The 22,246-nt window shown below is 69.5% G+C and carries 19 protein-coding genes; 12 read left to right on the forward strand and 7 right to left on the reverse strand.

Annotated features, from left to right (window positions below):
• Positions 1-289 precede the first annotated feature (289 nt).
• The 4 genes from ACGFX9_RS17890 to ACGFX9_RS17905 form a co-directional block, all read right to left on the reverse strand.
• The gene (locus ACGFX9_RS17890) at positions 290-577 is read right to left on the reverse strand and encodes a hypothetical protein (RefSeq protein ID WP_393472117.1); all 288 of its coding nucleotides are present in this window, start codon (positions 575-577) and stop codon (positions 290-292) included.
• Positions 578-699: 122 nt separating this feature from the next.
• A complete protein-coding gene (locus tag ACGFX9_RS17895; RefSeq protein WP_393472119.1) occupies positions 700-2,175 on the reverse strand; it encodes a hypothetical protein in 1,476 nt (491 codons plus the stop codon).
• 1 nt (position 2,176) lies between these two features.
• A complete protein-coding gene (locus ACGFX9_RS17900; RefSeq protein WP_393472121.1) occupies positions 2,177-2,512 on the reverse strand; it encodes a helix-turn-helix domain-containing protein in 336 nt (111 codons plus the stop codon).
• Positions 2,509-3,690: a tyrosine-type recombinase/integrase gene (locus tag ACGFX9_RS17905; protein ID WP_393472124.1), complete on the reverse strand. Its 1,182-nt coding sequence runs from the start codon at positions 3,688-3,690 to the stop codon at positions 2,509-2,511. Before ACGFX9_RS17905 ends, ACGFX9_RS17900 begins: the two co-directional genes overlap by 4 nt.
• Before the next feature lie 206 nt (positions 3,691-3,896).
• Between ACGFX9_RS17905 and ftsY the strand changes: the two genes are divergently transcribed.
• On the forward strand, positions 3,897-5,117 hold the full coding sequence (gene ftsY, locus ACGFX9_RS17910) for a signal recognition particle-docking protein FtsY (protein WP_393472127.1): 1,221 nt from the start codon (positions 3,897-3,899) through the stop codon (positions 5,115-5,117).
• A 165-nt stretch (positions 5,118-5,282) separates the two neighbouring features.
• On the opposite strand, the gene ACGFX9_RS17915 is transcribed toward ftsY, so the two are convergent.
• Complete coding sequence (locus ACGFX9_RS17915) at positions 5,283-5,945, reverse strand: bifunctional DNA primase/polymerase (protein ID WP_393472129.1); 663 nt, start codon at positions 5,943-5,945, stop codon at positions 5,283-5,285.
• A gap of 421 nt (positions 5,946-6,366) precedes the next feature.
• On the opposite strand from ACGFX9_RS17915, the gene ACGFX9_RS17920 reads away from it, so the two are divergent.
• From ACGFX9_RS17920 to ftsH, 6 genes are all read left to right on the forward strand, one after another.
• Complete coding sequence (locus ACGFX9_RS17920; protein ID WP_393472132.1) at positions 6,367-7,842, forward strand: hypothetical protein; 1,476 nt, start codon at positions 6,367-6,369, stop codon at positions 7,840-7,842.
• A 300-nt stretch (positions 7,843-8,142) separates the two neighbouring features.
• Complete coding sequence (locus ACGFX9_RS17925; RefSeq protein ID WP_393472135.1) at positions 8,143-9,504, forward strand: ammonium transporter; 1,362 nt, start codon at positions 8,143-8,145, stop codon at positions 9,502-9,504.
• Entirely contained in the window at positions 9,501-9,839 is a 339-nt protein-coding gene (locus ACGFX9_RS17930; protein WP_249587501.1) for a P-II family nitrogen regulator, read from the forward strand. Before ACGFX9_RS17925 ends, ACGFX9_RS17930 begins: the two co-directional genes overlap by 4 nt.
• Before the next feature lie 66 nt (positions 9,840-9,905).
• Positions 9,906-12,359 (forward strand): [protein-PII] uridylyltransferase, encoded by a 2,454-nt coding sequence (locus ACGFX9_RS17935; RefSeq protein ID WP_393472137.1) that lies wholly within the window; start codon positions 9,906-9,908, stop codon positions 12,357-12,359.
• Positions 12,360-12,724: 365 nt separating this feature from the next.
• Positions 12,725-14,281, forward strand: a complete 1,557-nt coding sequence (gene ffh / locus ACGFX9_RS17940) for a signal recognition particle protein (protein ID WP_393472140.1) — start codon at positions 12,725-12,727, stop codon at positions 14,279-14,281.
• 118 nt (positions 14,282-14,399) lie between these two features.
• On the forward strand, positions 14,400-16,337 hold the full coding sequence (gene ftsH / locus ACGFX9_RS17945) for an ATP-dependent zinc metalloprotease FtsH (protein WP_393472142.1): 1,938 nt from the start codon (positions 14,400-14,402) through the stop codon (positions 16,335-16,337).
• On the opposite strand, the gene ACGFX9_RS17950 is transcribed toward ftsH, so the two are convergent.
• A complete protein-coding gene (locus ACGFX9_RS17950; protein WP_393472144.1) occupies positions 16,334-16,957 on the reverse strand; it encodes a maleylpyruvate isomerase family mycothiol-dependent enzyme in 624 nt (207 codons plus the stop codon). The genes ftsH and ACGFX9_RS17950 overlap by 4 nt on opposite strands.
• Before the next feature lie 70 nt (positions 16,958-17,027).
• On the opposite strand from ACGFX9_RS17950, the gene ACGFX9_RS17955 reads away from it, so the two are divergent.
• Positions 17,028-17,936, forward strand: a complete 909-nt coding sequence (locus ACGFX9_RS17955) for a LysR family transcriptional regulator (RefSeq protein ID WP_393472146.1) — start codon at positions 17,028-17,030, stop codon at positions 17,934-17,936.
• Positions 17,937-17,956: 20 nt separating this feature from the next.
• Here ACGFX9_RS17955 and ACGFX9_RS17960 read toward each other — a convergent pair whose 3' ends face one another.
• On the reverse strand, positions 17,957-18,817 hold the full coding sequence (locus ACGFX9_RS17960; protein WP_393472149.1) for an SAM-dependent methyltransferase: 861 nt from the start codon (positions 18,815-18,817) through the stop codon (positions 17,957-17,959).
• A gap of 216 nt (positions 18,818-19,033) precedes the next feature.
• Here ACGFX9_RS17960 and proS point away from each other — a divergent pair, with 216 nt between their 5' ends.
• The 4 genes from proS (at position 19,034) to ACGFX9_RS17980 (ending at position 22,210) form a co-directional block, all read left to right on the forward strand.
• Entirely contained in the window at positions 19,034-20,473 is a 1,440-nt protein-coding gene (proS, locus tag ACGFX9_RS17965; RefSeq protein WP_393472153.1) for a proline--tRNA ligase, read from the forward strand.
• A gap of 261 nt (positions 20,474-20,734) precedes the next feature.
• Positions 20,735-21,331, forward strand: a complete 597-nt coding sequence (locus tag ACGFX9_RS17970) for a hypothetical protein (RefSeq protein WP_393472155.1) — start codon at positions 20,735-20,737, stop codon at positions 21,329-21,331.
• A gap of 199 nt (positions 21,332-21,530) precedes the next feature.
• Complete coding sequence (gene rpsP / locus ACGFX9_RS17975; RefSeq protein WP_393472158.1) at positions 21,531-21,968, forward strand: 30S ribosomal protein S16; 438 nt, start codon at positions 21,531-21,533, stop codon at positions 21,966-21,968.
• A gap of 2 nt (positions 21,969-21,970) precedes the next feature.
• On the forward strand, positions 21,971-22,210 hold the full coding sequence (locus ACGFX9_RS17980) for an RNA-binding protein (protein WP_119295199.1): 240 nt from the start codon (positions 21,971-21,973) through the stop codon (positions 22,208-22,210).
• The last annotated feature ends 36 nt before the right edge of the window (positions 22,211-22,246 follow it).

Consider the following 22,246-nt stretch of genomic DNA (forward strand, 5'->3'; position numbering starts at 1 on the left):
GCGTTGGACTCTACGCGCGTTGATGCGGGGAGCTCCATCGTACTTTAGTCCGAGTAGTGCCCTCTGTGAGCTTATGTTCTTTGGAGGAAGCCACAAGCTGGGCCCCTGTTGCCCCGACTGACGACGTCGCATATTGAGGCGTCGTGAGTTCTTGCCTGGCGGCAGCTTCAGATCCTGCGCGGTATCTCGCCGCTACGTTCCCCTGTTGATGGTGGAGTTGTCATGGTCAACTAGCGCGGTGGGCCAGGTACTTACGACCTTTATCGCAGTGGCGGGAACACTCATCGGTTCACTTCTGGGGCATCAGTTCCAGAAGCGTGTGGCGGACCGGAGCGAACGCCGCAGCGCCGTCCTCGCCTTCACCGCTGCGACCAACGAATTCATACGGAGCCAACACGACTGGTGGCACCGGCAGCACGAGGAACAGGACGGTCCAGCGCATGTAGCAGCCAGAACGGAAGCCTTCCGGATCCGCGGCCAGGCCTTCCAGGCCGTTCACCAGCTCCGCCTGCTCGTACCCGATGGCAACCTGCATGCGCGGGCCGAGCAGACCATTGGGATGATCGGTGCTCTTCACCGCGCAACAGACCGCGAAGATCTGCGAACGAGGTCGGTCGAGGCACGGGCGTCCCTCAACTCTTTCGTTGTGCAGGCCTCAGCCCAGATCAGGTAGACAGTCGGCAGCCCTCGTACAGGCACTCAGAAGATCGGGAGCTGTTTGCCCTGGTAGCGCCGGACGGATGCATATCCCGCCCACGGGCGTCCCGCTTCCGCGGCGTGAAGCTCGGTGGCGAGAGGGCTGTAGCCGAGTGCCTTGGCAACGAGTGCGGGCGGTATCTCCAGGATGAGCTCGCGGAGGGCCGAGTTCCGCCCGCGGAGGATGGGGACGTCACTGTTCCATAGGGCTTTGTGGAGGGTGGCCGGAGCCATCGGTTGTCCTGGGGTGGCGCCGGGGAAGAGCCAGCGGGTGCGGTCGTTTCGGGCGGTCGTGGTGTGTCGTCGTTGAGGCAGGTAGTCGCGAAAGAGCTGGTCAAAGGGGTGAGGGACGGGGAGGGGCTCTCCGCCGGTGAGGTGCACGGTGACTTCGGCGTCGGTGATCCGGATGTCGTCGACGCTCATGCGGGAGATGCGCGTGACTGGCTGGGCGTAGAGCAGGACGAGTAGCCCGAGGACTCGACTTTCGAGGCGGATCGAGCTGTCTTCGGCGAGTCGTCGGAGGAGACCGAGGCGTTCGTCCTGGCCGATGGAGTCGAGCTTTGCGTGGCGGATCCAGGGGAAGTCGACCTTGGCCATGACACGGGTGCGTACCGCCCAGTGCACAAAGGTGGCCGCGTGGCGTCGAGTGCCCGTGCCGGTGGCGAGCCATTCGTCCACGTGGCTTTGTGAGCAGGTCAGCGGGGTGCGGTCGCGGTCTCGTAGCCAGGTCAGGAAGTCGGCTCCGGCGCGGACGTCGGCTCGTGCTCGGGCCACGGTGGTCGGCGCGACCATCCCTTGGGCGTCAAGCTCACGCAGCCGTCGCAGATGGTGCCAGGTGGCGAAGCAGCGCACGAGTTGCCGATCGTCGGGGTCGGCGATCCGAGGCATCTTCCACTCCAGCCACCGCAGGAATTCCGCCTCGGCCCGGTTGCGTTCGGGCAAGACGCCGGTGGTGATGAGGAGTTCGCGGGCGTGTTCTGCGGCCTGGTGCGGGGTGAAGTTGTCGAAGGTCTCGTGGTCGAGGGGCAGGCTGCCGTCTGCCAGGCCGCGCAGGAGCGTCTTGACGTGTGGGTACCGGGTCCATAGTCGAGCGCTGACCGGTCGTTCCTGGGCGACTAGGGCGTCGACGAGAGGCTGCAGCGGGCGCGCGATTCGCCCTGTGCCGTCATCGAGCAGGACCGCCAGGTCGTCCTGGAGACAACAGCGGTGACACAGGCCCCGACGGCCGCGGTCGGCTTCTTCCCCGCAGCGTGTGCAGTGGAAATCGCGGGGGATGCCCGCGCAATCGCGGCAGATGGGAATGCGATCTTCGTTCAGGCCGGGTAGGAGTCGCTCGACGCCGCAGCTGGGACAGGCGCCGCGGCACTGCATGGCGCGGTAGTAGCAACGGCCACAGACGAACCCTTCGGGCCATTTGGCGACGCCGTAGCGGCCGTTGGTGACGCCGCAGCGTGCGCAGGGCTTCTTGCAGCGGGGCATCTCAGTCAGTCCGTCGTACTTGTGCGCGTCGCGGGCGGATGGTGCTGTTGAGGTCGACGACCGTGGGCCCGCCGGAGGCTGCCCGGCGCGGCTGCTGAGCGGTCTGTACCTCGAATTGGCACAGGTCCTCGACGCTGCACTCCAGTGCGTCACAGAGGGCGCCGAGCAGGGACAGCGACAGGCGTTCCGGACGCTGGCCGACCAGGCGGTAGATCTGTGAGGCCGACAGGTCGATGCCCCGGTCCTTGAGGAGCGGAATCAAGTCGGAGATGTTGTTGAGGCCGCGTGCGGCCATGATCTCCCGCAGGCGCCAGGAGTACGTCACTGAGCGGTTCACGGCGCCTCTCCCGCAGCTCGGCGCCCGATACGGTCCAGGGCGGCCCGCACTGTGCGGGCCCGGTAATCGGGGGAGACGTGTGTGTAGATCGTGGTGGTCGACGCATGTTCGTGGCCGACCTGCTGTTGCACAAACAGAGAGTCGTAACCGGCCTCAATGAGATGGGACACGTACGACCTCCGCAGCGAGTGGAAGTCCAGCCCGTCCGCCAGTCCCAGTTCATGCCGGCAGCGCGTGAACAGGGACGTCACAGAGGAGAGACTGAGAAACCTCCCCCGTTCCGAGGGCCAGAGCGCGGGGGAGCCAGCCTCTGCGAACAACGGACGGACCTCCTCGACCCACTGCCCGAGGGCGTCCGCCGCCCAGTCGAACAACGGGACCGTCAGCACGGCCCGCCGCTTGGGCGGTGAACCGCGCATGGCCTTCCCGAAACGCACGTGGACGATGCCGTAGGTGCCGAACTCCGGCGCCTTGGGATTGCTGCCCAGATCGCACAGTTCGAGGTGCCGAACCTCGTTACGGCGCAAGCCCCAGCCGTATGCGACCTTCAGCAAGGTTGCATCGCGGAAGGCGGTAAGCCACCCTTTACGCCCGGAGGATTGCGCGGCCACGGCTCGCTCGTCGGCGTGGTCGAACAGCGCCTGCAATTCGTTGTGAGTGAGGGCTCGCTTGCTGGGCCCGGCCTGGGCTTCCTGGGTGTGTCGGGCGGTGTTCCACTCGTGGCAGATCTGCACAGGATGCGTGCCGAACCGCGTCTCACACTCGGTCGACCAGCCGTAGGCAGGATCGGTGAGATAGCCCATGAAGAGTCTGATCCCGGTCTGATAGCCGAGCACCGTCGAGCGGCTGTTCCGCCGGACCCCGCGCGCCTCGGTGGTGAACTCGTCCACGTGCGCGGCTGTCCACAGCCACGGGTCGGCGCCCGTGAAGGCCCGGAAGCGCCGGATGAGCGCTTCCCGTTGCTCGACCGTGCCGAAGCTGAGATTGCGGGCCAGCTGCTGGTTGCGCCAGCCGTCCAGCATCGCCTGGAAAACCTGATCTTCCGGGTGCAGCAGAGGTACGCCGGCCGCCAGATGCAGGTGAGCCGATCCATCAATGGGCCCCATGGGCCGCCTCGCATAGATCGCGAAGAATTCGCATGTTCTGCGAACGATGCTGGTCAGGGCAAGGTCACGCACGGCCATCACATTGTGTGGAGCGCGGCCGAAGGATCGACTTCAGCCCCGTGCTGACGTGTAAAAACACTGTTGGTTGAAGAAGACGCACAGCTCAGAGGCGGATATGCCAGCCGGGCTCAGGTGGGTCGTGATGACTCATACGCGTACCGTCACGGGTTCGCACCTTCTGCGATTCCCCACCTTTCATGGCTGATACTGGGTGGGTTATGGAAATCGTCATCCTTGCTGTAGTCATCGCCGTGGTCGTGATCGGCGCGCTCGGCGGGCTCGTGGTCGGCAGCCGCAAGAAGAAGCAGCTGCCGCCGCAGGCCCCGTCCTCCGCGCCCACCATCACCGCCCCTCCGGCCGAGCCGCACGTCGGCGACGAGGCCGAGACGCCGCGCGACGAACCGCGCCGCACGATCGAGGAGGTGGAACTCCCGCTCGCCGAGCCCTCGGCATCGGCCCCGGTCGTCGTCGAAGAGCCGGTCGCCCCGGAGATCGAGACCCCGGAGCCCACGGCAGGCCGCCTGGTCCGGCTGCGCTCTCGGCTCTCGCGCTCGCAGAACGCGCTCGGCAAGGGGCTGCTCACGCTCCTCTCGCGCGAGCACCTGGACGAGGACACGTGGGAGGAGATCGAGGACACGCTCCTGACCGCCGATGTCGGCGTCGCCCCCACCCAGGAACTGGTCGAGCGGCTCCGTGAGCGCGTCCGCGTGCTCGGCACCCGCACCCCGGTCGAGCTGCGCGCCCTGCTGCGCGAGGAGCTCGTCGCGCTGCTCGGTACGCGCGAGGGCGCCGACTTCGACCGCGCGGTCAAGACCGAGTCGGGCCTGGAGACGCCCGGCATCGTGATGGTCGTCGGCGTGAACGGCACCGGCAAGACCACCACCACCGGCAAGCTCGCGCGCGTCCTCGTCGCCGACGGCCGCTCCGTGGTCCTCGGCGCCGCGGACACCTTCCGCGCCGCCGCCGCCGACCAGCTGCAGACCTGGGGCGAGCGCGTCGGCGCGCGTACGGTCCGCGGCCCCGAGGGCGGCGACCCCGCGTCGATCGCCTTCGACGCGGTCAAGGAGGGCATCGCGGAGGGCGCCGACGTCGTCCTCATCGACACCGCGGGGCGGCTGCACACCAAGACCGGCCTGATGGACGAGCTCGGCAAGGTCAAGCGCGTCGTCGAGAAGCACGCGCCGCTGGACGAGATCCTGCTCGTTCTCGACGCCACGACCGGGCAGAACGGCCTGGTGCAGGCGCGGGTCTTCGCCGAGGTCGTCGACATCACCGGCATCGTCCTGACGAAGCTGGACGGCACGGCCAAGGGCGGCATCGTCGTCGCTGTGCAGCGGGAGCTGGGGGTGCCGGTGAAGCTGATCGGCCTGGGCGAGGGGGCGGACGACCTGGCTCCGTTCGAGCCGGAGGCTTTTGTGGACGCGCTCATCGGGGACTAGGCCGGATTCACCTGCGGGTGCGTTGTGGCTGGTCGCGCCCGCGCGGCGGAGCCGCAGATGTCACAGCCCCGCGCCCCTTACGGGGCGCTGCTGAACCGCACGTACGAAAGAAATGCCCCGCCCCGGGGTGCAGCCGGGGTGGGGCATTTCCGTGCGCGGGCGTGTCTACGCCGGGGAGCGATGGGCCACGTAAGCCAAGGTGCCGAGCACCAGCCGCGCCTGCGGCGGATGCGTCGCCGAGTCCAGGTCGGGCGCGCGCAGCCAGCGGACCGGGCCGAGGCCCGCGCGGTCGGAGGGCGGAGCCGTGATGTGCGTGCCCGGGCCGAGGCCGTGCAGGTCGATGCCCGCGTCGTCCCACCCCATGCGGTAGAGCAGCTGGGGCAGTTCGGCGGCGGCCCCGGGGGCGACGAAGAAGTGCGCGCGGCCGTCCGGGGTTGCCGCCACCGGGCCGAGCGGAAGACCCATGCGCTCCAGGCGGACCAGCGCCCTGCGGCCGGCCGCCTCGGCCACCTCGATCACGTCGAAGGCACGCCCGACCGGCAGCAGTACGGCGGCGCCGGGGAACTGCGCCCAGGCTTCGGTTACTTCGTCGAGCGTGGCGCCCGCGGGGACCTCGGGAGCGAACTCCAGGGGGTGGGCGCCGGGGGCCTCGCAGCCGGCCGCGCCGCAGGAACAGCGGCCGTCCAGAGCGCGTGCGCCGGGGACCGCGGCCCATCCCCACAGTCCGGTGTACTCGGCCACCGATGTGCGGTCCGACGCGCGACCGCGCCGCCGTGAACCGGTGCGGGGCTTGTCGGTCCCCCGGATGCCGCCGATCGTGAAGCCCATGCCCCCTCCAACGGGTCGAGCGCGGTGTGGTTACGTGACGGACTCGGATCGTGACCCTGTGCTTTTGTGGCGGCGCCCGGTGGCCCCAGGGGAGTGCGCTCGGTCATGCGCGCCCCTAAGTGCTCCCTTTCGCCCACTGTCGGTCGTCCGCTGTCAAGTCAATCGCTTGTAGCGGCCCGGGAGTTCATTCGAAGGGGTGGCGAATGGTGGCGTTTCCGCGATCGCCCTCGCCGGAGGGGTGATCGTAGGATTACTTTCAGTACACGGGCCCCGAGTGTTGTGCACTCGTGGGTATGCCGGAGGCAAGTCGGGTTCCTGTTCGATGGGTGACGTTCTCCGGACGGAGGGTCGCGATGCGCGGCATTCTGGTAGGGCTTGACGTGGTACCGCGAGAAGTGTCATGAGGGATGGGGGCGTTCCAGTGGGCGGCAATGGCGGAAGTGGTGCGAACGCTGAGAAGCGCCCCAACGAACTGCTCAATTCCTGGTTCGTGCGCAGCGGCTGGTCGAAAGGCGAGTTGGCGCGCCAAGTGAACCGCAGGGCACGGCAGTTGGGCGCGCACCACATCTCCACCGACACCTCCCGGGTGCGGCGCTGGCTGGACGGCGAGAATCCGCGCGAGCCCATTCCGCGCATCCTCTCCGAGCTGTTCTCCGAGCGCTTCGGCTGCGTCGTCGCGGTCGAGGACCTCGGGCTGCGCGCCGCGCACCAGTCGCCTTCCGTGTCCGGCGTCGACCTGCCATGGACCGGACCCCAGACCGTCGCGCTCATCAGTGAGTTCTCGCGCAGTGACCTGATGCTGGCGCGCCGCGGCTTCCTCGGCGCCTCCCTCGCGCTCTCCGCGGGCCCCGCCCTCATCGAGCCCATGCAGCGCTGGCTGGTCCCAGGGCCGACGACCCCGGCCGCCGACCCCGAGCCGTCCGCGCCGTCCCGCAGGCCCGGCCGGCTCTCCAAGCCGGAGCTCGACCTGCTCGAGTCCACGACCGTGATGTTCCGGCAGTGGGACGCGCAGTGCGGCGGCGGGCTGCGGCGCAAGGCCGTCGTCGGCCAACTGCACGAGGTGACGGACCTGTTGCAGGAGCCCCAGCCGGAGGCCACCGCCAAGCGGCTCTTCAAGGTCGCGGGCGAACTGGCCGAACTCGCCGGCTGGATGAGCTACGACGTCGGACTCCAGCCCACCGCCCAGAAGTACTTCGTACTGGCCCTGCACGCCGCGAAGGAAGCGGGCGAGAAGCCGCTCGGTTCGTACATCCTCTCCAGCATGAGCCGCCAGATGATCCACCTCGGGCGGCCCGACGACGCGCTCGAACTCGTCCACCTCGCGCAGTACGGAAGCCGTGACTGCGCCAGCCCGCGCACCCAGGCCATGCTGTATGCGATGGAGGCCCGCGCCTACGCCAGCATGGGCCAGCCCGGCAAGTGCAAACGGGCCGTGCGCATGGCCGAGGACACCTTCGCCGACGCCGCCGACTTCGACGAGCCCGAGCCCGACTGGATCCGCTTCTTCTCCGAGGCCGAGCTGAACGGCGAGAACGCCCACTCGTTCCGCGACCTGGCCTATGTAGCGGGCCGCAGCCCCACGTACGCCTCGCTCGCCGAGCCCGTCATGGAGCGCGCCGTCGACCTCTTCGGCAAGGATTCCGAGCACCAGCGTTCGTACGCACTGAACCTCATCGGAATGGCCACGGTCCACCTGCTCCAGCGCGAGCCCGAGCAGAGCACCGTCCTCGCGGGACAAGCCCTGACCATCGCCAAGAAGGTCCGCTCGGAGCGGGTCAACACCCGGCTCCGCAAGACCGTGGACACTGCCGTGCGGGACTTCGGGGAGGTCGCCGAGGTCGTGCACCTGACCGAACAGCTCGCCATCGACATGCCCGAAACCGCCGAGGCGGTCTGACGGCGCCCCACCAGAACTCCGGCCGCGGCCGGCCCATCCCGAACCGCCCGACTCGGCTCCCCCGCGTTAGGTCAATCGGATGGCCGCCGCGGCCGGTTTGTGCGGTGTGCGCAGGGTATGAAACCGCGCCCCGCCCGACCCGGCAGTTCATGGACGCGTAACACGTACGACCTCTTCGTCACTGCGGCGAAACATCGAGGGGCGCCCCTTGAAACGGCGCTGGGCCAATCTCATGGCGCATAACGGCCCACCCCGTTTGCCCCGCCCGCACGGGCCGCATACGACGACGAGGAGACGCCGATGCCCCCAGGCATCACGCTAGCCGCAGACGCCCCGCAGCTGTCTGCCGCCAACACAGGGTTCATGCTCATCTGTTCCGCCCTGGTCATGCTCATGACGCCAGCACTCGCCTTCTTCTACGGAGGCATGGTCCGCGTCAAGAGCACGCTCAACATGCTGATGATGAGCTTCATCAGCCTGGGGATCGTCACCATCCTCTGGGTGCTGTACGGCTTCTCCATCGCGTTCGGCACCGACCACGGCAGCCTCTTCGGCTGGTCCTCCGACTACGTCGGTCTGAGCGGCATAGGCCTCACCGAACTGTGGGACGGCTACACCGTCCCGGTGTATGTCTTCGCCGTCTTCCAGCTGATGTTCGCGATCATCACGCCCGCCCTGATCAGCGGCGCCCTCGCGGACCGCGTGAAGTTCACCGCCTGGGCGCTGTTCGTGACCCTGTGGGCCACGGTCGTCTACTTCCCGGTGGCGCACTGGGTGTGGGGCACCGGAGGCTGGGCCTTCGAGCTCGGGGTCATCGACTTCGCAGGCGGCACGGCCGTGCACATCAACGCCGGTGCCGCGGCGCTCGGCGTGATCCTCGTGATCGGCAAGCGCGTCGGCTTCAAGAAGGACCCGATGCGGCCGCACAGCCTGCCGCTCGTCATGCTCGGCGCCGGTCTGCTGTGGTTCGGCTGGTTCGGCTTCAACGCCGGATCGTGGCTGGGCAACGACGACGGCGTCGGCGCGATGATGTTCCTGAACACGCAGGTCGCCACCGCCGCGGCCATGCTGGCCTGGCTCGCCTACGAGAAGATCCGGCACGGCGCGTTCACCACGCTCGGCGCCGCATCCGGTGCCGTAGCCGGTCTCGTCGCGATCACCCCGTCCGGCGGCTCCTGCTCGCCGCTCGGCGCGATCGCCATCGGTGCCATCGCCGGTCTGCTCTGCGCCATGGCCGTCGGCCTGAAGTTCAAGTTCGGCTACGACGACTCCCTCGACGTCGTCGGTGTCCACCTCGTCGGCGGTGTCGCGGGCTCGCTGCTCGTCGGCTTCTTCGCCACGGGCGGCGTCCAGTCCGACGCCAAGGGCCTCTTCTACGGCGGCGGCCTCGAACAGCTGGGCAAGCAGGCCGCCGGTGTCGGCGCCGTACTCGCCTACTCCCTGATCGCCTCCGCGATCCTCGCCTTCCTGGTCGACAAGACCATCGGGATGCGGGTCAGCGAGGACGAGGAAGTGGGCGGCATCGACCAGGTGCAGCACGCCGAGACCGCGTACGACTTCAGTGGAGCGGGTGGCGGCACGGCCCCCCGCACCACGGTGCCCGCCCCGGTCCAGGACACCGGGAAGGCTGCGAACGAGAAGGACAAGAAGGTGGACGCATGAAGCTCATCACCGCGGTCGTCAAGCCGCACCGGCTCGACGAGATCAAGGAAGCCCTCCAGGCCTTCGGCGTCCAGGGCCTGACCGTCACCGAGGCCAGCGGCTACGGCCGCCAGCGCGGTCACACCGAGGTCTACCGTGGCGCGGAGTACACCGTCGACCTCGTACCGAAGATCCGGATCGAGGTCCTGGTCGAGGACGACGACGCCGAACAACTCGTGGATGTCGTGGTGAAGGCCGCTCGAACGGGCAAGATCGGGGACGGAAAGGTCTGGAGCGTCCCGGTCGAGACGGCGGTCCGGGTGCGGACCGGCGAGCGTGGGCCTGATGCGTTGTGAGCTCTGTCGGCAGGGCTGAGCCGACAGAACTAAGCGGAACTGAGCGGGACTGACAGGAGCTGCTGGGTGACGAGTGTGGACGTACGTAGTGAATCGGACTCGGAAGACTCCGGACCCAGCGGCTATGCGGCGGCCCGGCTGCGCCTCCTTCAAGGGGAGGCGCGGTCCGGGCCGCCGCGCCGTTCGGCCCTGGCCGACCTCACGGACGACTGGCTGACCGGCCTCTTCACGGCCGCGGGCGCGCCGCGGGGGGCCGCACTGGTGGCCGTGGGCGGGTACGGCAGGGGCGAGCTCTCGCCCCGCAGCGACCTTGATCTGCTGCTCCTGCACGACGGCAGCGCGGACGCCGGCGAGGTCGCCGCCCTCGCGGACCGCATCTGGTACCCCATCTGGGACCTCGGGCTCGCCCTCGACCACTCCGTGCGTACGCCGGTGGAAGCGCGCAAGACCGCGGGCGAGGACCTCAAGGTGCAGCTGGGGCTGCTCGACGCGCGGCACGTCGTGGGCGATCTCGGGCTGACCGCCGGGCTGCGCACGGCCGTACTCGCCGACTGGCGCAACCTCGCGCCGAAGCGGCTGCCCGAGCTGCGCGAGCTGTGCGAGGAACGGGCCGAGCGGCAGGGGGAGTTGAGCTATCTCCTGGAGCCGGACCTGAAGGAGGCGCGGGGCGGCTTGCGGGATGCGACCGCCTTGCGGGCCGTCGCTGCTTCGTGGCTGGCCGATGCGCCTCGGGAGGGGCTCTCCGATGCCCGGCGGCGACTCCTTGACGTGCGGGACGCGCTGCATCTGACGACGGGGAGGGCCACGGACCGGCTCGCCCTCCAGGAACAGGATCAAGTCGCCGCCGAACTGGGGTTGTTGGATGCCGACACCTTGCTGCGTCAGGTGTACGAGGCGGCGCGCACCGTCTCGTACGCGAGTGACGTGACGTGGCGCGAGGTCGGCCGGGTGCTGCGGTCCCGGTCCGTGCGGCCTCGGCTGCGGGCGATGCTGGGCGGCGGCAAGGGGGCGGCGGCCGAGCGCTCGCCGCTGGCCGAGGGGGTCGTCGAGCAGGACGGGGAGGTGGTCCTCGCCCGGGCGGCGCGGCCCGAGCGTGATCCCGTGCTGCCGCTTCGGGCGGCTGCCGCGGCTGCTCAGGCCGGGTTGCCGCTTTCGCTGCACGCGGTGCGGAGGATGGCGGCGGCCGTGCGCCCCCTGCCCACGCCGTGGCCTGCGGAGGCCAGGGAGCAGCTGGTGACGTTGCTCGGGGCCGGGCGTCCCACGGTCGAGGTGTGGGAGGCGCTTGAGGCCGAGGGGCTGATCACTCGCCTGCTGCCCGACTGGGAGCGGGTGCGGTGCAGGCCGCAGCGCAACGCCGTGCACACCTGGACCGTCGACCGGCACCTCGTGGAGACGGCGGTGCAGGCCTCGGAGCTGACGCGGCGGGTGGGCAGGCCCGACCTGCTGCTCGTGGCCGGGCTGCTGCACGACATCGGCAAGGGCTGGCCGGGGGACCACTCCGTGGCCGGGGAGATCATCGCCAGGGACGTCGCGGCCCGGATCGGTTTCGACCGTGCGGATGTGGCGGTCCTGGCGACGCTGGTACGCCACCACCTGCTCCTGATCGAGACGGCGACCCGGCGGGACCTCGACGACCCCGCCACGGTGCGGTCGGTGGCGGACGCGGTGGGATCACTGGGGACGCTCGAACTCCTTCACGCGCTGACGGAGGCGGACGCGCTGGCCACCGGTCCCGCCGCCTGGTCCACCTGGCGGGGCTCGCTCGTCACCGACCTGGTGAAGCGGGTGGGCGCGGTCCTGTCGGGGGACGAGCCGGAGGGAGCGGAGGACATCGCTCCCACCGCCGAGCAGGAACGGCTCGCTGTGGAGGCGTTCCGGACGGGCGGCCCTGTGCTGGCGCTGCGCGCGCAGACGGAGGGGAGCGGGGACGAGACTCCGGGGGACCCCGAGCCCCTGGGTGTGGAGCTGGTCATCGCGGTGCCGGACCAGCCTGGCGTGCTGTCCGCGGTCGCGGGGGTGCTCGCCACGCACCGGCTCGCCGTGCGGACCGCGGAGTTCCGGGGGATGGGGGTGCCGACCGGGGGCGATGACTCCGTGCTGCTCCTGAACTGGCGGGTCGCGGCGGAGTACGGGTCGCTGCCGCAGGCCGCGCGGTTGCGGGCGGACCTGGTGCGGGCGCTCGACGGCTCCCTCGACATCACGGGCCGCCTCGCCGAGCGGGACGCGGCCTACCCGAGGCGCCGGGGCACGGTGGCTCCGCCCCCGCGAGTGACAGTGGCTTCGGCAGGCTCCCGCCTCGCAACGGTCATCGAGGTACGGGCCCAGGACGCACCTGGCCTCCTGCACCGCATCGGCCGGGCGCTGGAGTCGGCGGGGGTGGTGGTGCGCAGTGCGCATGTATCGACGCTGGGGTCGAACGCGGTGGACGCGTTCTACGTGACGGGCACCGAGGGTGCGCCGCTGTCGGGGGAGGGGGCCGCGGGGGTGGCGAGGGTTGTGGAGGAGGCGTTGAGGGGGTAGCTCCCACTGTGGGCAGGCGTTCCGCAGGGCGATGGGGGTCCCCCCGCTCGAACGGAGTTGAGAGTGGGGGAGGGTGGGCACAGCCCGGAGCTGCGGGGTGGCGAGATACTCAGGGCCCGCTCTGGTGCGGGCGGGAGGCCCGAAGCTGCCGGGCAGCAAGGCATTGGACGTACGCCGAGGCGGGAGCGGAAGGCCTGAAGCTGCCGCGTGGCCGCGAAGCCGAGGCCCGCAGACCCCGCTCCCCCCGCCAGGGCACAACGCAGCGACGGTGCAGATACCCTGGAGGGCGACCTATCCGCCCTCCCCCACGCTCAGCTCCGCGCGAGCGGGGGGCGCCCCCTTCGACCCGAGGATTCGCGACCGCCGTGTTCGACACTCTCTCCGACCGCCTCGCAGCGACATTCAAGAACCTCCGGGGCAAGGGCCGCCTGTCCGAGGCGGACATCGACGCCACGGCCCGCGAGATCCGCATCGCGCTGCTCGAAGCGGACGTCGCCCTCCCCGTCGTCAGGGCCTTCATCAAGCAGGTCAAGGAGCGCGCCGCCGGCGTCGAGGTCTCCCAGGCCCTGAACCCCGCCCAGCAGGTCATCAAGATCGTCAACGAGGAGCTCGTCGGCATCCTCGGCGGCGAGACGCGACGCCTCCGCTTCGCGAAGAACCCGCCGACCGTCATCATGCTCGCGGGCCTTCAGGGTGCCGGTAAGACCACCCTCGCCGGAAAGCTCGGCCTCTGGCTGAAGGGCCAGGGCCACTCCCCGATCCTCGTGGCGTGCGACCTTCAGCGCCCCAACGCCGTCAACCAGCTCTCCGTCGTGGCCGAGCGCGCAGGCGTAGGCGTCTTCGCCCCCGAGCCGGGCAACGGCGTGGGCGACCCCGTCCAGGTCGCCAAGGACTCGATCGAGTTCGCCAAGACCAAGCAGTACGACGTCGTCATCGTCGACACCGCGGGCCGCCTCGGCATCGACCAGGAGCTGATGCAGCAGGCCGCGGACATCCGCGACGCCGTAAGCCCGGACGAAGTCCTCTTCGTGGTCGACGCCATGATCGGTCAGGACGCGGTCAACACGGCCGAGTCCTTCCGTGACGGTGTCGGCTTCGACGGCGTGGTCCTGTCGAAGCTCGACGGTGACGCCCGCGGTGGTGCCGCGCTCTCCATCGCGCAGGTCACCGGCCGTCAGATCATGTTCGCCTCCAACGGCGAGAAGCTGGACGACTTCGACGCGTTCCACCCGGACCGCATGGCGTCCCGCATCCTCGGCATGGGCGACATGCTCACGCTGATCGAGAAGGCCGAGCAGACCTTCTCCCAGCAAGAGGCCGAGAAGATGGCCGCCAAGCTGCAGGGCAGCAAGGGCGGCAAGGACTTCACGCTCGACGACTTCCTGGCCCAGATGGAGCAGGTCAGGAAGATGGGCAGCATCAGCAAGCTGCTCGGGATGATGCCCGGCATGGGGCAGATCAAGGACCAGATCAACAACCTGGACGAGCGGGACGTCGACCGCACCGCCGCGATCATCAAGTCGATGACGCCCGCCGAGCGGCAGGACGCGGCGATCATCAACGGCTCGCGCCGTGCTCGTATCGCCAAGGGCTCCGGCGTCGAGGTCAGCGCCGTCAAGAACCTGGTCGAGCGGTTCTTCGAGGCCCGCAAGATGATGTCGCGGATGGCCCAGGGTGGCGGAATGCCGGGTATGCCCGGGATGCCGGGCATGGGTGGTGGCGCCGGCAAGCAGAAGAAGAAGCAGAAGCAGGCCAAGGGTAAGCAGCGCTCCGGCAACCCGATGAAGCGCAAGCAGCAGGAGCAGGAGGACGCCGTCCGCCGCGAGCAGGCGGGTCAGGAGGGTGGCGCCTTCGGCCTCCCCGAAGGGCAGCAGGCGCAGAACTTCGAGCTGCCGGACGAGTTCAAGAAGTTCATGGGCTGACGGCTCATATCTCGTACGCAGCTTCGTACGCCGCCTGGGGCGCCCCTCTGTCGAGAGGGGCGCCCCAGGCGTTTTCGGAGCGGGTGCCCGGCTTCGGTTTCTGTCGTAACGTCCGGATATGAGCAACCCTGTGCCGCCGCGCCAGGCGCCCGACCAGCCATGGCGCTCCGAGGGCGCGCCTCCGCCCGCGCCCGCGCCGCCGCCGAAGAAGAAGATGCCGGGCGGGTGGCGCGGGCTCATCCTCACCGCGCTCATCGTCTATCTCATCGCCAACCTCGTCCTCTCCTTCTTCAACGAGGGCGACGAGCCGACGATCTCGTACACGGAGTTCAGCAAGCAGGTCGACTCCGGCAACGTCACGAAGATCTACTCCAAGGGCGACGCGATCCAGGGCCAGCTCAAGAAGGAGCAGCCGAAGCCGGGCGACGACAAGGGGAACTACACCAAGTTCACCACCCAGCGGCCCGCCTTCGCCGACGACAGACTCTGGGCCGACCTCACCAAGCACGACGTCACCGTCACCGCCGAGCCGGTCGTCCATGAGCGCAGCTTCCTCTCCAACCTGCTCATCTCGCTCGCCCCGATGCTCTTGCTGGTCTTCCTGTGGATCTTCATCGCCCGGCGGATGAGCTCGGGTATGGGTGGCGCGGGCGGCATGCTCGGGCGCAAGGCGCCGCCGAAGCCGGTGGAGCTCGAACCCGGCGAGCAGCGCACCACCTTCGAGGACGTGGCGGGCATCGACGAGGTCGAGGGCGAGCTCAGTGACGTCGTCGACTTCCTGAAGAATCCCGCCGCCTACCGCGAGATGGGCGCCAGGATGCCGCGGGGCGTGCTGCTCGCGGGCCTGCCCGGCACCGGCAAGACGCTGCTCGCGCGGGCCGTCGCGGGCGAGGCCGGGGTGCCCTTCTTCTCCGCGTCCGCCTCGGAGTTCATCGAGATGATCGTGGGCGTCGGTGCGTCGCGCGTACGGGAACTCTTCGCCGAGGCGCGGAAAGTCGCGCCGTCCATCATCTTCATCGACGAGATCGACACCATCGGGCGCGCGCGGGGCGGCGGCAGCGGGATGGGCGGGCACGACGAGCGGGAACAGACGCTGAACCAGATCCTCACCGAGATGGATGGTTTCAACGGGTCCGAAGGCGTCATCGTGCTCGCCGCCACCAACCGGGCGGACATCCTCGACCCCGCCCTGACCCGCCCGGGACGCTTCGACCGGGTCGTCACCGTCAGCCCGCCCGACCGCGGCGGACGCGAGGCCATCCTCAAGATCCATACCCGTGAGATGCCGATGGCGGGCGACACCGACCTCGCCCAGGTCGCTCGTACGACACCGGGGATGACCGGCGCCGAACTCGCCAACCTCGCCAACGAGGCCGCTCTGCTCGCCGTCAAGCGCAAGCAGAAGGAAGTGACGCAGTCCGACCTCTCCGAAGCGCTGGAGAAGGTCCAGCTCGGTGCCGAGCGGCCTCTCGTCATGCCGGACGAGGAGCGGCGGCGCACGGCGTACCACGAGAGCGGGCACGCGCTCCTGGGGATGCTGCAGCCGGGCGCCGACCCTGTCCGCAAGATCACCATCGTGCCCCGGGGGCGCGCGCTCGGCGTCACCCTGTCGACGCCGGACGCCGACAAGTACGCGTACACGGAGGAGTATCTGCGTGGCCGCATCGTCGGCGCCCTGGGCGGCATGGCGGCCGAGCACGTCGTCTTCGGCGTCGTCACGACGGGCGCCGAGAACGACCTGGAGCAGGTCACCAACATCGCCCGCGGCATGGTCGCCCGCTGGGGCATGAGCGAGCGTGTGGGCCGTCTCTCCGCCCTGCCGAGCGACGCCCAGCAGGCCTACGGACTCTCGGCAGCCCCGGTCACCCTCGACACGATCGACCACGAGATGCGGCGCATCGTGGACGAATGTTACGAGAGCGCCTGCGGGCAACTGAGGGACCACCGGGGCCAGCTGGACGCCCTGGCCGCCGCACTCCTGGAGAACGAGACGCTGGAGGAGGAGGCCGCATACCGGGTCGCCGGCATCACACGCCTCACCAAGGCGCCCGACTAGCCCCCTCCGATAACGAAACGACTCTGCGGCTCCCCCCGGAGACGGCCCGGGGGGAGCTTCCTGCCGTACAGGACAAGGAGAAGATCCTGCGCCGCGCCGGTCAGAAGCGTGCCTTTCCCATAGCTCCAGTCGAGGTCGTCGGCCCGCAGCTGGATGCCGTCGACGTCCGCCCCGAAGAACCTGGTGCTCTTGGGCGTGACTTTCTTAAGAAGGGTGTGCACACGGTCCAGGGGAACCCTGCGTCCGAGGCCGAGGGCGACCGAGATGTCGAGCCCGTGCACCACGTCGTGCCCCAGCGCTCCCTCGGGCCCGGTCATAGGCGGCTGCCAGGGATGGTCCGCGTTGTCCCTGAGGAACGCGGCGAGCTGACCGTCCGGGAAGGCCGCGGCGTCCCTGCGGGCACAGCGGTCGGTCATCCGGTGGAGGCTGCCGCGTGCTTTGACGAGTTCGGCAAGGGTCTTCGGGAGGGAGTACCGGAAGCCCAGCGACATATGGGCCGCGACCTCCCGAACGCTCCACCCGGCGCACAGAGTTGGCGCCTCCCACTTCACGGGCGGCAGGGCGTCGAGGAGATCGGCGAGGTCATGACGTTCGGCGGCGATCGCGGTTCTGATGTCCACCACTCCAGGGTGTCCACCGTCTCGCCATAAGTCCAAGAGCTGGATCTTCTGCCAACTAGCATGCCCAGTTATGGAACTCCGGCAGCTCCAGTACTTCGTCGCCGTCGTCGAAGAAGCCAACTTCACTCGCGCCGCCGCCCGTCTGCACCTGGCCCAGCCAGGAGTGAGCGCTCAGGTCCGGCAGTTGGAACGGGAGCTCGGGCAGCCGCTCCTCGACCGTTCGGGGCGCTCGGTCACGCTGACGGAGGTGGGCGAGGCCGTCCTGCCCTTCGCCCGGGCCGCGCTAGCCGCCGCCGAGGGCGTGCGACACACCGCGGACGAGTTCACCGGGCTGCTGCGGGGGCACGTGAGGGTCGGTCTCGTGTCGGGGGCGGCCACCCACGAGTTCGACGTGGTCTCTGTCCTGGCCGACTTCCATGACGCCCACCCCGACGTCGAGATCGCCCTCACCGAGGACACATCGGACCGGATGCTCGCCGCGCTGCGCCGCGGTGAACTGGACATCGCGCTGCTCGGCCTCGCGGACGAGGAGCCGCCACCGGGCGTCTCCACGCAGCTCGTGATCGACGAATCCCTGGTCGCCGTCGTGCTGCCGGGCGACGAACTCCTCACGCCCGAGAACCGTACGGGCGTCCCGCTCGCCGAGCTCCGCGACCGCCCGCTGATCAGTCTGCCGCGCGGCACCGGCGTACGCGGGGTGCTCGACCGTGCCTGCGCGCAGGCGGGCGTCCGGCCACGCATCGCGTTCGAGGCGGCCGCCCCGCAGGTCCTTGTGCAACTCGTCGTCCGTGGCCTGGGGGTGGCCGTCCTTCCGGCACTCGAACCCCGTACGGCAGCCGCGTACGGACTGCGGACGCTAGAGATCACAGAGCCCCGCCTCCGTGGCCGGATCGCGCTGACCTGGCGCACGGACGGGCCCGCAGGACCCGCGGCCGGAGTCCTGCTCGACCGGCTGCGGGCCGCCTTGGGCGGAGGCTAGGCCCTGTTGAGAGCAGCCCGCTACGGCGTGCGTGCGATCAAGTACCGGAACACATTGGGCATCCACACCGTGCCGTCACGCCGCTGATGCGGATGCAGGGCTTCCGTCAGCTCCTTGTCGACCTGCACCTGATCCGTCGCGCCCACCGCCGCGTCGAAAAGACCCGTCGAGAGCAGCCCGCGGACCGCGCTCTCCGTGTCCGCGTACCCGAAGGGGCACGCGACGCGGCCCGAGCCGTCCGGCTTGAGGCCCGCCCGCTGGGCGACCTCCTCCAGGTCGTCCCGGAGCGCGGGGCGCCAACTGCCGGTGTTGCGCAGCGGATCGGCGAGCTTGGCCGCCACCCTCAGTACAGAAGAGGTCGTGCAGCGCTCCGGCGGACCCCAGCCGGCCAGCACCACCGGCGTGCCGCGTTCGGTCAGTGAAGCGGTGGCCTCCAGGAGGCCGGCGAGGCCTTCGGAGTCACCCGCCATGCAGCCGATCGGCTGGAACGCGGTCACCATGTTGAAGGCGGGCACGCCCGGCCCCGACACATCAGCGGGGCCCCCTTCCACGAGCCGGGTATCACCCCGCGGCCGTGTGCCCCAGCCCGCGTCGGGCAGCAGCCGTTCGCGCGCCAGGGCGAGCCGTTCGGGCGCCGATGGGTCGACGCCGGTGACCGACGCGCCCCGCGAGGCCGCCATCAGGAGAGCGAGTCCGGAGCCGCAGCCCAGGCCGAGAAGCCGGGTCTTGCCGCTCACGTCGAGTCGTTCGTACACCGCTTCATAGAGCGGAACCAGCATCCGTTCCTGGATCTCCGCCCAGTCACGCGCGCGTGCGCACCGGTCCACACGCGGGGTCGCGCCCGCGCGGGGGAGGTGCGGTTGCACGAGTGTAGGTGTCATCGAAAGCGCCCCAATCCGCCGAGAGTTACTGGAGTGTCGTATTCCAACGGTTTACCCGCCTCCGTGCAGTGCGCTCGCACTCCCCCCGTATGCCAGAGAACTCCGCATCCGTCGCGGCGTCCAGAGGTTGTGGGGCAATGCTTGTGTGCCACCGTTGTGCGCCCCCCGGATGAATTCAATTCACACCCTCCGGAGGCCGCCCGTACCATGCGCGCCATGGCTAAGGCACCCGTTCTCACGCCCCGGGCGGAAGACTTCCCGCGCTGGTACCAGGACCTGATCAACAAGGCCGAACTGGCCGACAACGGCCCGGTGCGCGGCACCATGGTGATCCGGCCATACGGCTACAGCCTGTGGGAACGCATGCAGCAGGACATGGACGCCCGCATCAAGGAGACGGGTACCCAGAACGCCTACTTCCCGCTCCTCATCCCCCAGTCGTACCTGACCAGGGAGGCCGAGCACGTCGAAGGCTTCGCCCCCGAACTGGCCGTCGTCACACACGGCGGCGGCAAGGAGCTCGAAGAGCCGGTCGTCGTGCGCCCCACCTCCGAGACGATCGTCAACGAGTACTTCTCCAAGTGGGTGCAGAGCTACCGCGACCTGCCGCTCCTGATCAACCAGTGGGCGAACGTGGTCCGTTGGGAGCTGCGGCCCCGGCTCTTCCTGCGCACGTCGGAGTTCCTCTGGCAGGAGGGCCACACGGCGCACGCGACGTACGAAGAAGCACGCGATTTCGCCGCCCGCATCCACCGGCACGTCTACGGGGACTTCATGCGGGAGGTCCTCGCCATGGACTTCGTCCTGGGCCGCAAGACCGCCAAGGAGCGCTTCGCGGGCGCCATCAACACCCTCACCCTCGAAGGCATGATGGGCGACGGCAAGGCCCTCCAGCTCGGCACGAGCCACGAGCTCGGCCAGAACTTCGCCAAGGCCTTCCACACCCGGTACCTGTCCAAGGAGGGCAAGCAGGAGCTCGTCTGGCAGACCTCCTGGGGCAGCACGACGCGGATGGTCGGCGCCCTGGTGATGATGCACGGCGACGACAGCGGCCTGCGGGTGCCGCCGCGCCTGGCGCCCGTCCAGGCCGTCGTCCTGGCCATCAAGGGCGACGACGCCGTGCTCGCCAAGGTCCGCGAGATCGGCGACCGCCTGAAGGCCGCGGGCGTACGCGTCCAGGTCGACGACCGCACGGACATCCCCTTCGGGCGCCGCGCCGTCGACTGGGAGCTCAAGGGAGTGCCGGTCCGCGTCGAGATCGGCCCGCGCGACCTGGAGAACGGCACCGCGATGCTCGCCCGCCGGATCTCGGACAAGCACAGCAAGCACAGCAGAGGCGGCAAGGAGCCCGTCGCGATCGACGCCCTCGCGGCGCTGATCCCCACAGTCCTCGAAGAGGGCCAGCAGCTGCTCCTGGACCAGGCCCGCGAGCGGCGCGAGTCCCGCACATCGGACGTCACCACCATCGACCAGGCCGTCGAGGCGACGGCCGCGGGCGGCTGGGCGCGCATCCCCTGGTCCACACTCGGCCCCCAGGGCGAGGCGAAGCTCGCCGAGCACTCCGTGTCCGTACGGTGTCTGGTCACGGAGGAAGGGGCGGTGCCGGACGCCGATGAGACCCCCGGTAACGTCGCTGTAGTGGCCCGCGCCTACTGAGGGGCGCGCCTCCGGTACCAGCGCGCTCCTGCCCGGCTCGTACGCCTGCCCAGGCATCACAAGCCCCGGTGTGCGGAGTCGCTCTACGCGCCGGGGCGTACGCGCCGCTACGTACCGGCTTGCGATGAGGTGCGAGGCTTCTATGCAGATCAGCGCACCCGCCCTCGTCCGGACGCATCAATGGCAACTGACGGGTACGTGCAAATTATTTGAGATGCCCCGGAATGGAACCCCCGGGCTTCCCTGCTCGTTGTTCACGACGTGAGCACGACACCACCTGTTCTCGCCGCAGAGCTGGCACAGGCGTGGGCCGATATTCAGCGGCACCACCCCGAGCTGCCCGATCTTGCCGCGCCCGAATCCCTGATCGGAGAGTCGTCGTCCGCCTGCGGCGCCGAACTCTCCTTCGAGCGACTGCTCCATGAGGCAGTCCATGGCATCGCCGCGTCACGCGGCGTACGCGACACCTCACGCGCGGGCCGCTATCACAACCGCAGATTCCTGGCCATCGCCGAGGAACTGGGCCTCGACCACCCCGAGGAGCCGCATCCCAGCAGCGGCTTCTCGCTGGTCACGCTCAACCCCGAAGCGAGGAAGCGCTACCGCCCGACGATCGAGCGCCTCCAGCGCGCCCTCAAGGCGCACACCGTGGCGACCGCCGCCGACACGGCACGCAGCTTCCGGGGCCCGGCCGCCCGGCATGGCTCCTCCGGGGGCGGCGTCCGCGTCAAGGCGGTCTGCGACTGCGGGCGCAACGTCCGCGTGGTCCCGTCCGTGCTCGCCCAGGCACCCATCGTCTGCGGTGGCTGCGGCAAGCCCTTCCGCATTCCGGAAGTGGTCGGTGCCGCCGCGGGCTGACCGGCCTGAGCTGGATGGGGGTGGCCGGACCGCGTTCGGCTGCCCCGGCGACGTATGGCACAATGGCTAGCTGTACTCGACAGCCGCATAGGAACCCTCTCGCCTCCGGCTGACGCGTCCATCGGGCACCCCGAGTACCGCAACCCCACGTGGCATCTCGTTGTGCCCAACCACGTCAAGACCAGGAGACACCACTCCAGTGGCAGTCAAGATCAAGTTGAAGCGTCTGGGCAAGATCCGCGCGCCTCACTACCGCATCGTCGTCGCCGACTCCCGTACCCGCCGTGATGGCCGGGCCATCGAGGAGATCGGTCTGTACCACCCGGTGCAGAACCCCTCGCGTATCGAGGTCAACTCGGAGCGCGCCCAGTACTGGCTCTCCGTCGGCGCTCAGCCGACCGAGCCCGTCATGGCGATCCTGAAGCTCACCGGTGACTGGCAGGCGCACAAGGGCCTTCCGGCCCCCGCGCCGCTGCTCGTCGCCGAGCCCAAGGACAAGCGCGCCGCGTTCGAGGCCTTCACCAAGAGCCTCGAGGGCGACGAGTCCAAGGGTGAGGCCATCACCCAGAAGGCCAAGAAGGCTGACAAGAAGGCGGATGCGGCCGAGGCCGCGCCCACCGAGTCGACCGAGGCCTGAGCATGCTCGAGGAGGCTCTCGAGCACCTCGTGAAGGGCATCGTCGACAACCCCGACGACGTGCAGGTCGCCTCGCGCAACCTGCGCCGAGGGCGTGTGCTCGAGGTCCGGGTCCACCCGGAAGACCTCGGCAAGGTGATCGGCCGTAACGGTCGTACCGCACGCGCTCTGCGGACCGTCGTGGGCGCCATCGGCGGCCGCGGTGTCCGCGTCGACCTCGTCGACGTGGACCAGGTTCACTGAACCACAGGTAGCACCGGCTCGGGCCGGGGAGGGCTT

Origin of the sequence: Streptomyces sp. NPDC048436, from assembly GCF_043200355.1 — a bacterium.
In the GTDB taxonomy this organism is placed as follows: domain Bacteria; phylum Actinomycetota; class Actinomycetes; order Streptomycetales; family Streptomycetaceae; genus Streptomyces.

Excerpts from the sequence above, each read along its gene's own strand:
- proS (WP_393472153.1), top strand. The coding sequence starts at position 19,034 with ATGGCTAAGGCACCCGTTCTCACGCCCCGGGCGGAAGACTTCCCGCGC.
- ftsH (WP_393472142.1), top strand. The coding sequence starts at position 14,400 with ATGAGCAACCCTGTGCCGCCGCGCCAGGCGCCCGACCAGCCATGGCGC.
- ACGFX9_RS17960 (WP_393472149.1), bottom strand. The coding sequence starts at position 18,817 with ATGACACCTACACTCGTGCAACCGCACCTCCCCCGCGCGGGCGCGACC.
- ACGFX9_RS17895 (WP_393472119.1), bottom strand. The coding sequence starts at position 2,175 with ATGCCCCGCTGCAAGAAGCCCTGCGCACGCTGCGGCGTCACCAACGGC.
- ACGFX9_RS17925 (WP_393472135.1), top strand. The coding sequence starts at position 8,143 with ATGCCCCCAGGCATCACGCTAGCCGCAGACGCCCCGCAGCTGTCTGCC.
- ACGFX9_RS17915 (WP_393472129.1), bottom strand. The coding sequence starts at position 5,945 with ATGGGCTTCACGATCGGCGGCATCCGGGGGACCGACAAGCCCCGCACC.
- ACGFX9_RS17980 (WP_119295199.1), top strand. The coding sequence starts at position 21,971 with ATGCTCGAGGAGGCTCTCGAGCACCTCGTGAAGGGCATCGTCGACAAC.
- ftsY (WP_393472127.1), top strand. The coding sequence starts at position 3,897 with ATGGAAATCGTCATCCTTGCTGTAGTCATCGCCGTGGTCGTGATCGGC.
- ACGFX9_RS17930 (WP_249587501.1), top strand. The coding sequence starts at position 9,501 with ATGAAGCTCATCACCGCGGTCGTCAAGCCGCACCGGCTCGACGAGATC.
- ACGFX9_RS17955 (WP_393472146.1), top strand. The coding sequence starts at position 17,028 with ATGGAACTCCGGCAGCTCCAGTACTTCGTCGCCGTCGTCGAAGAAGCC.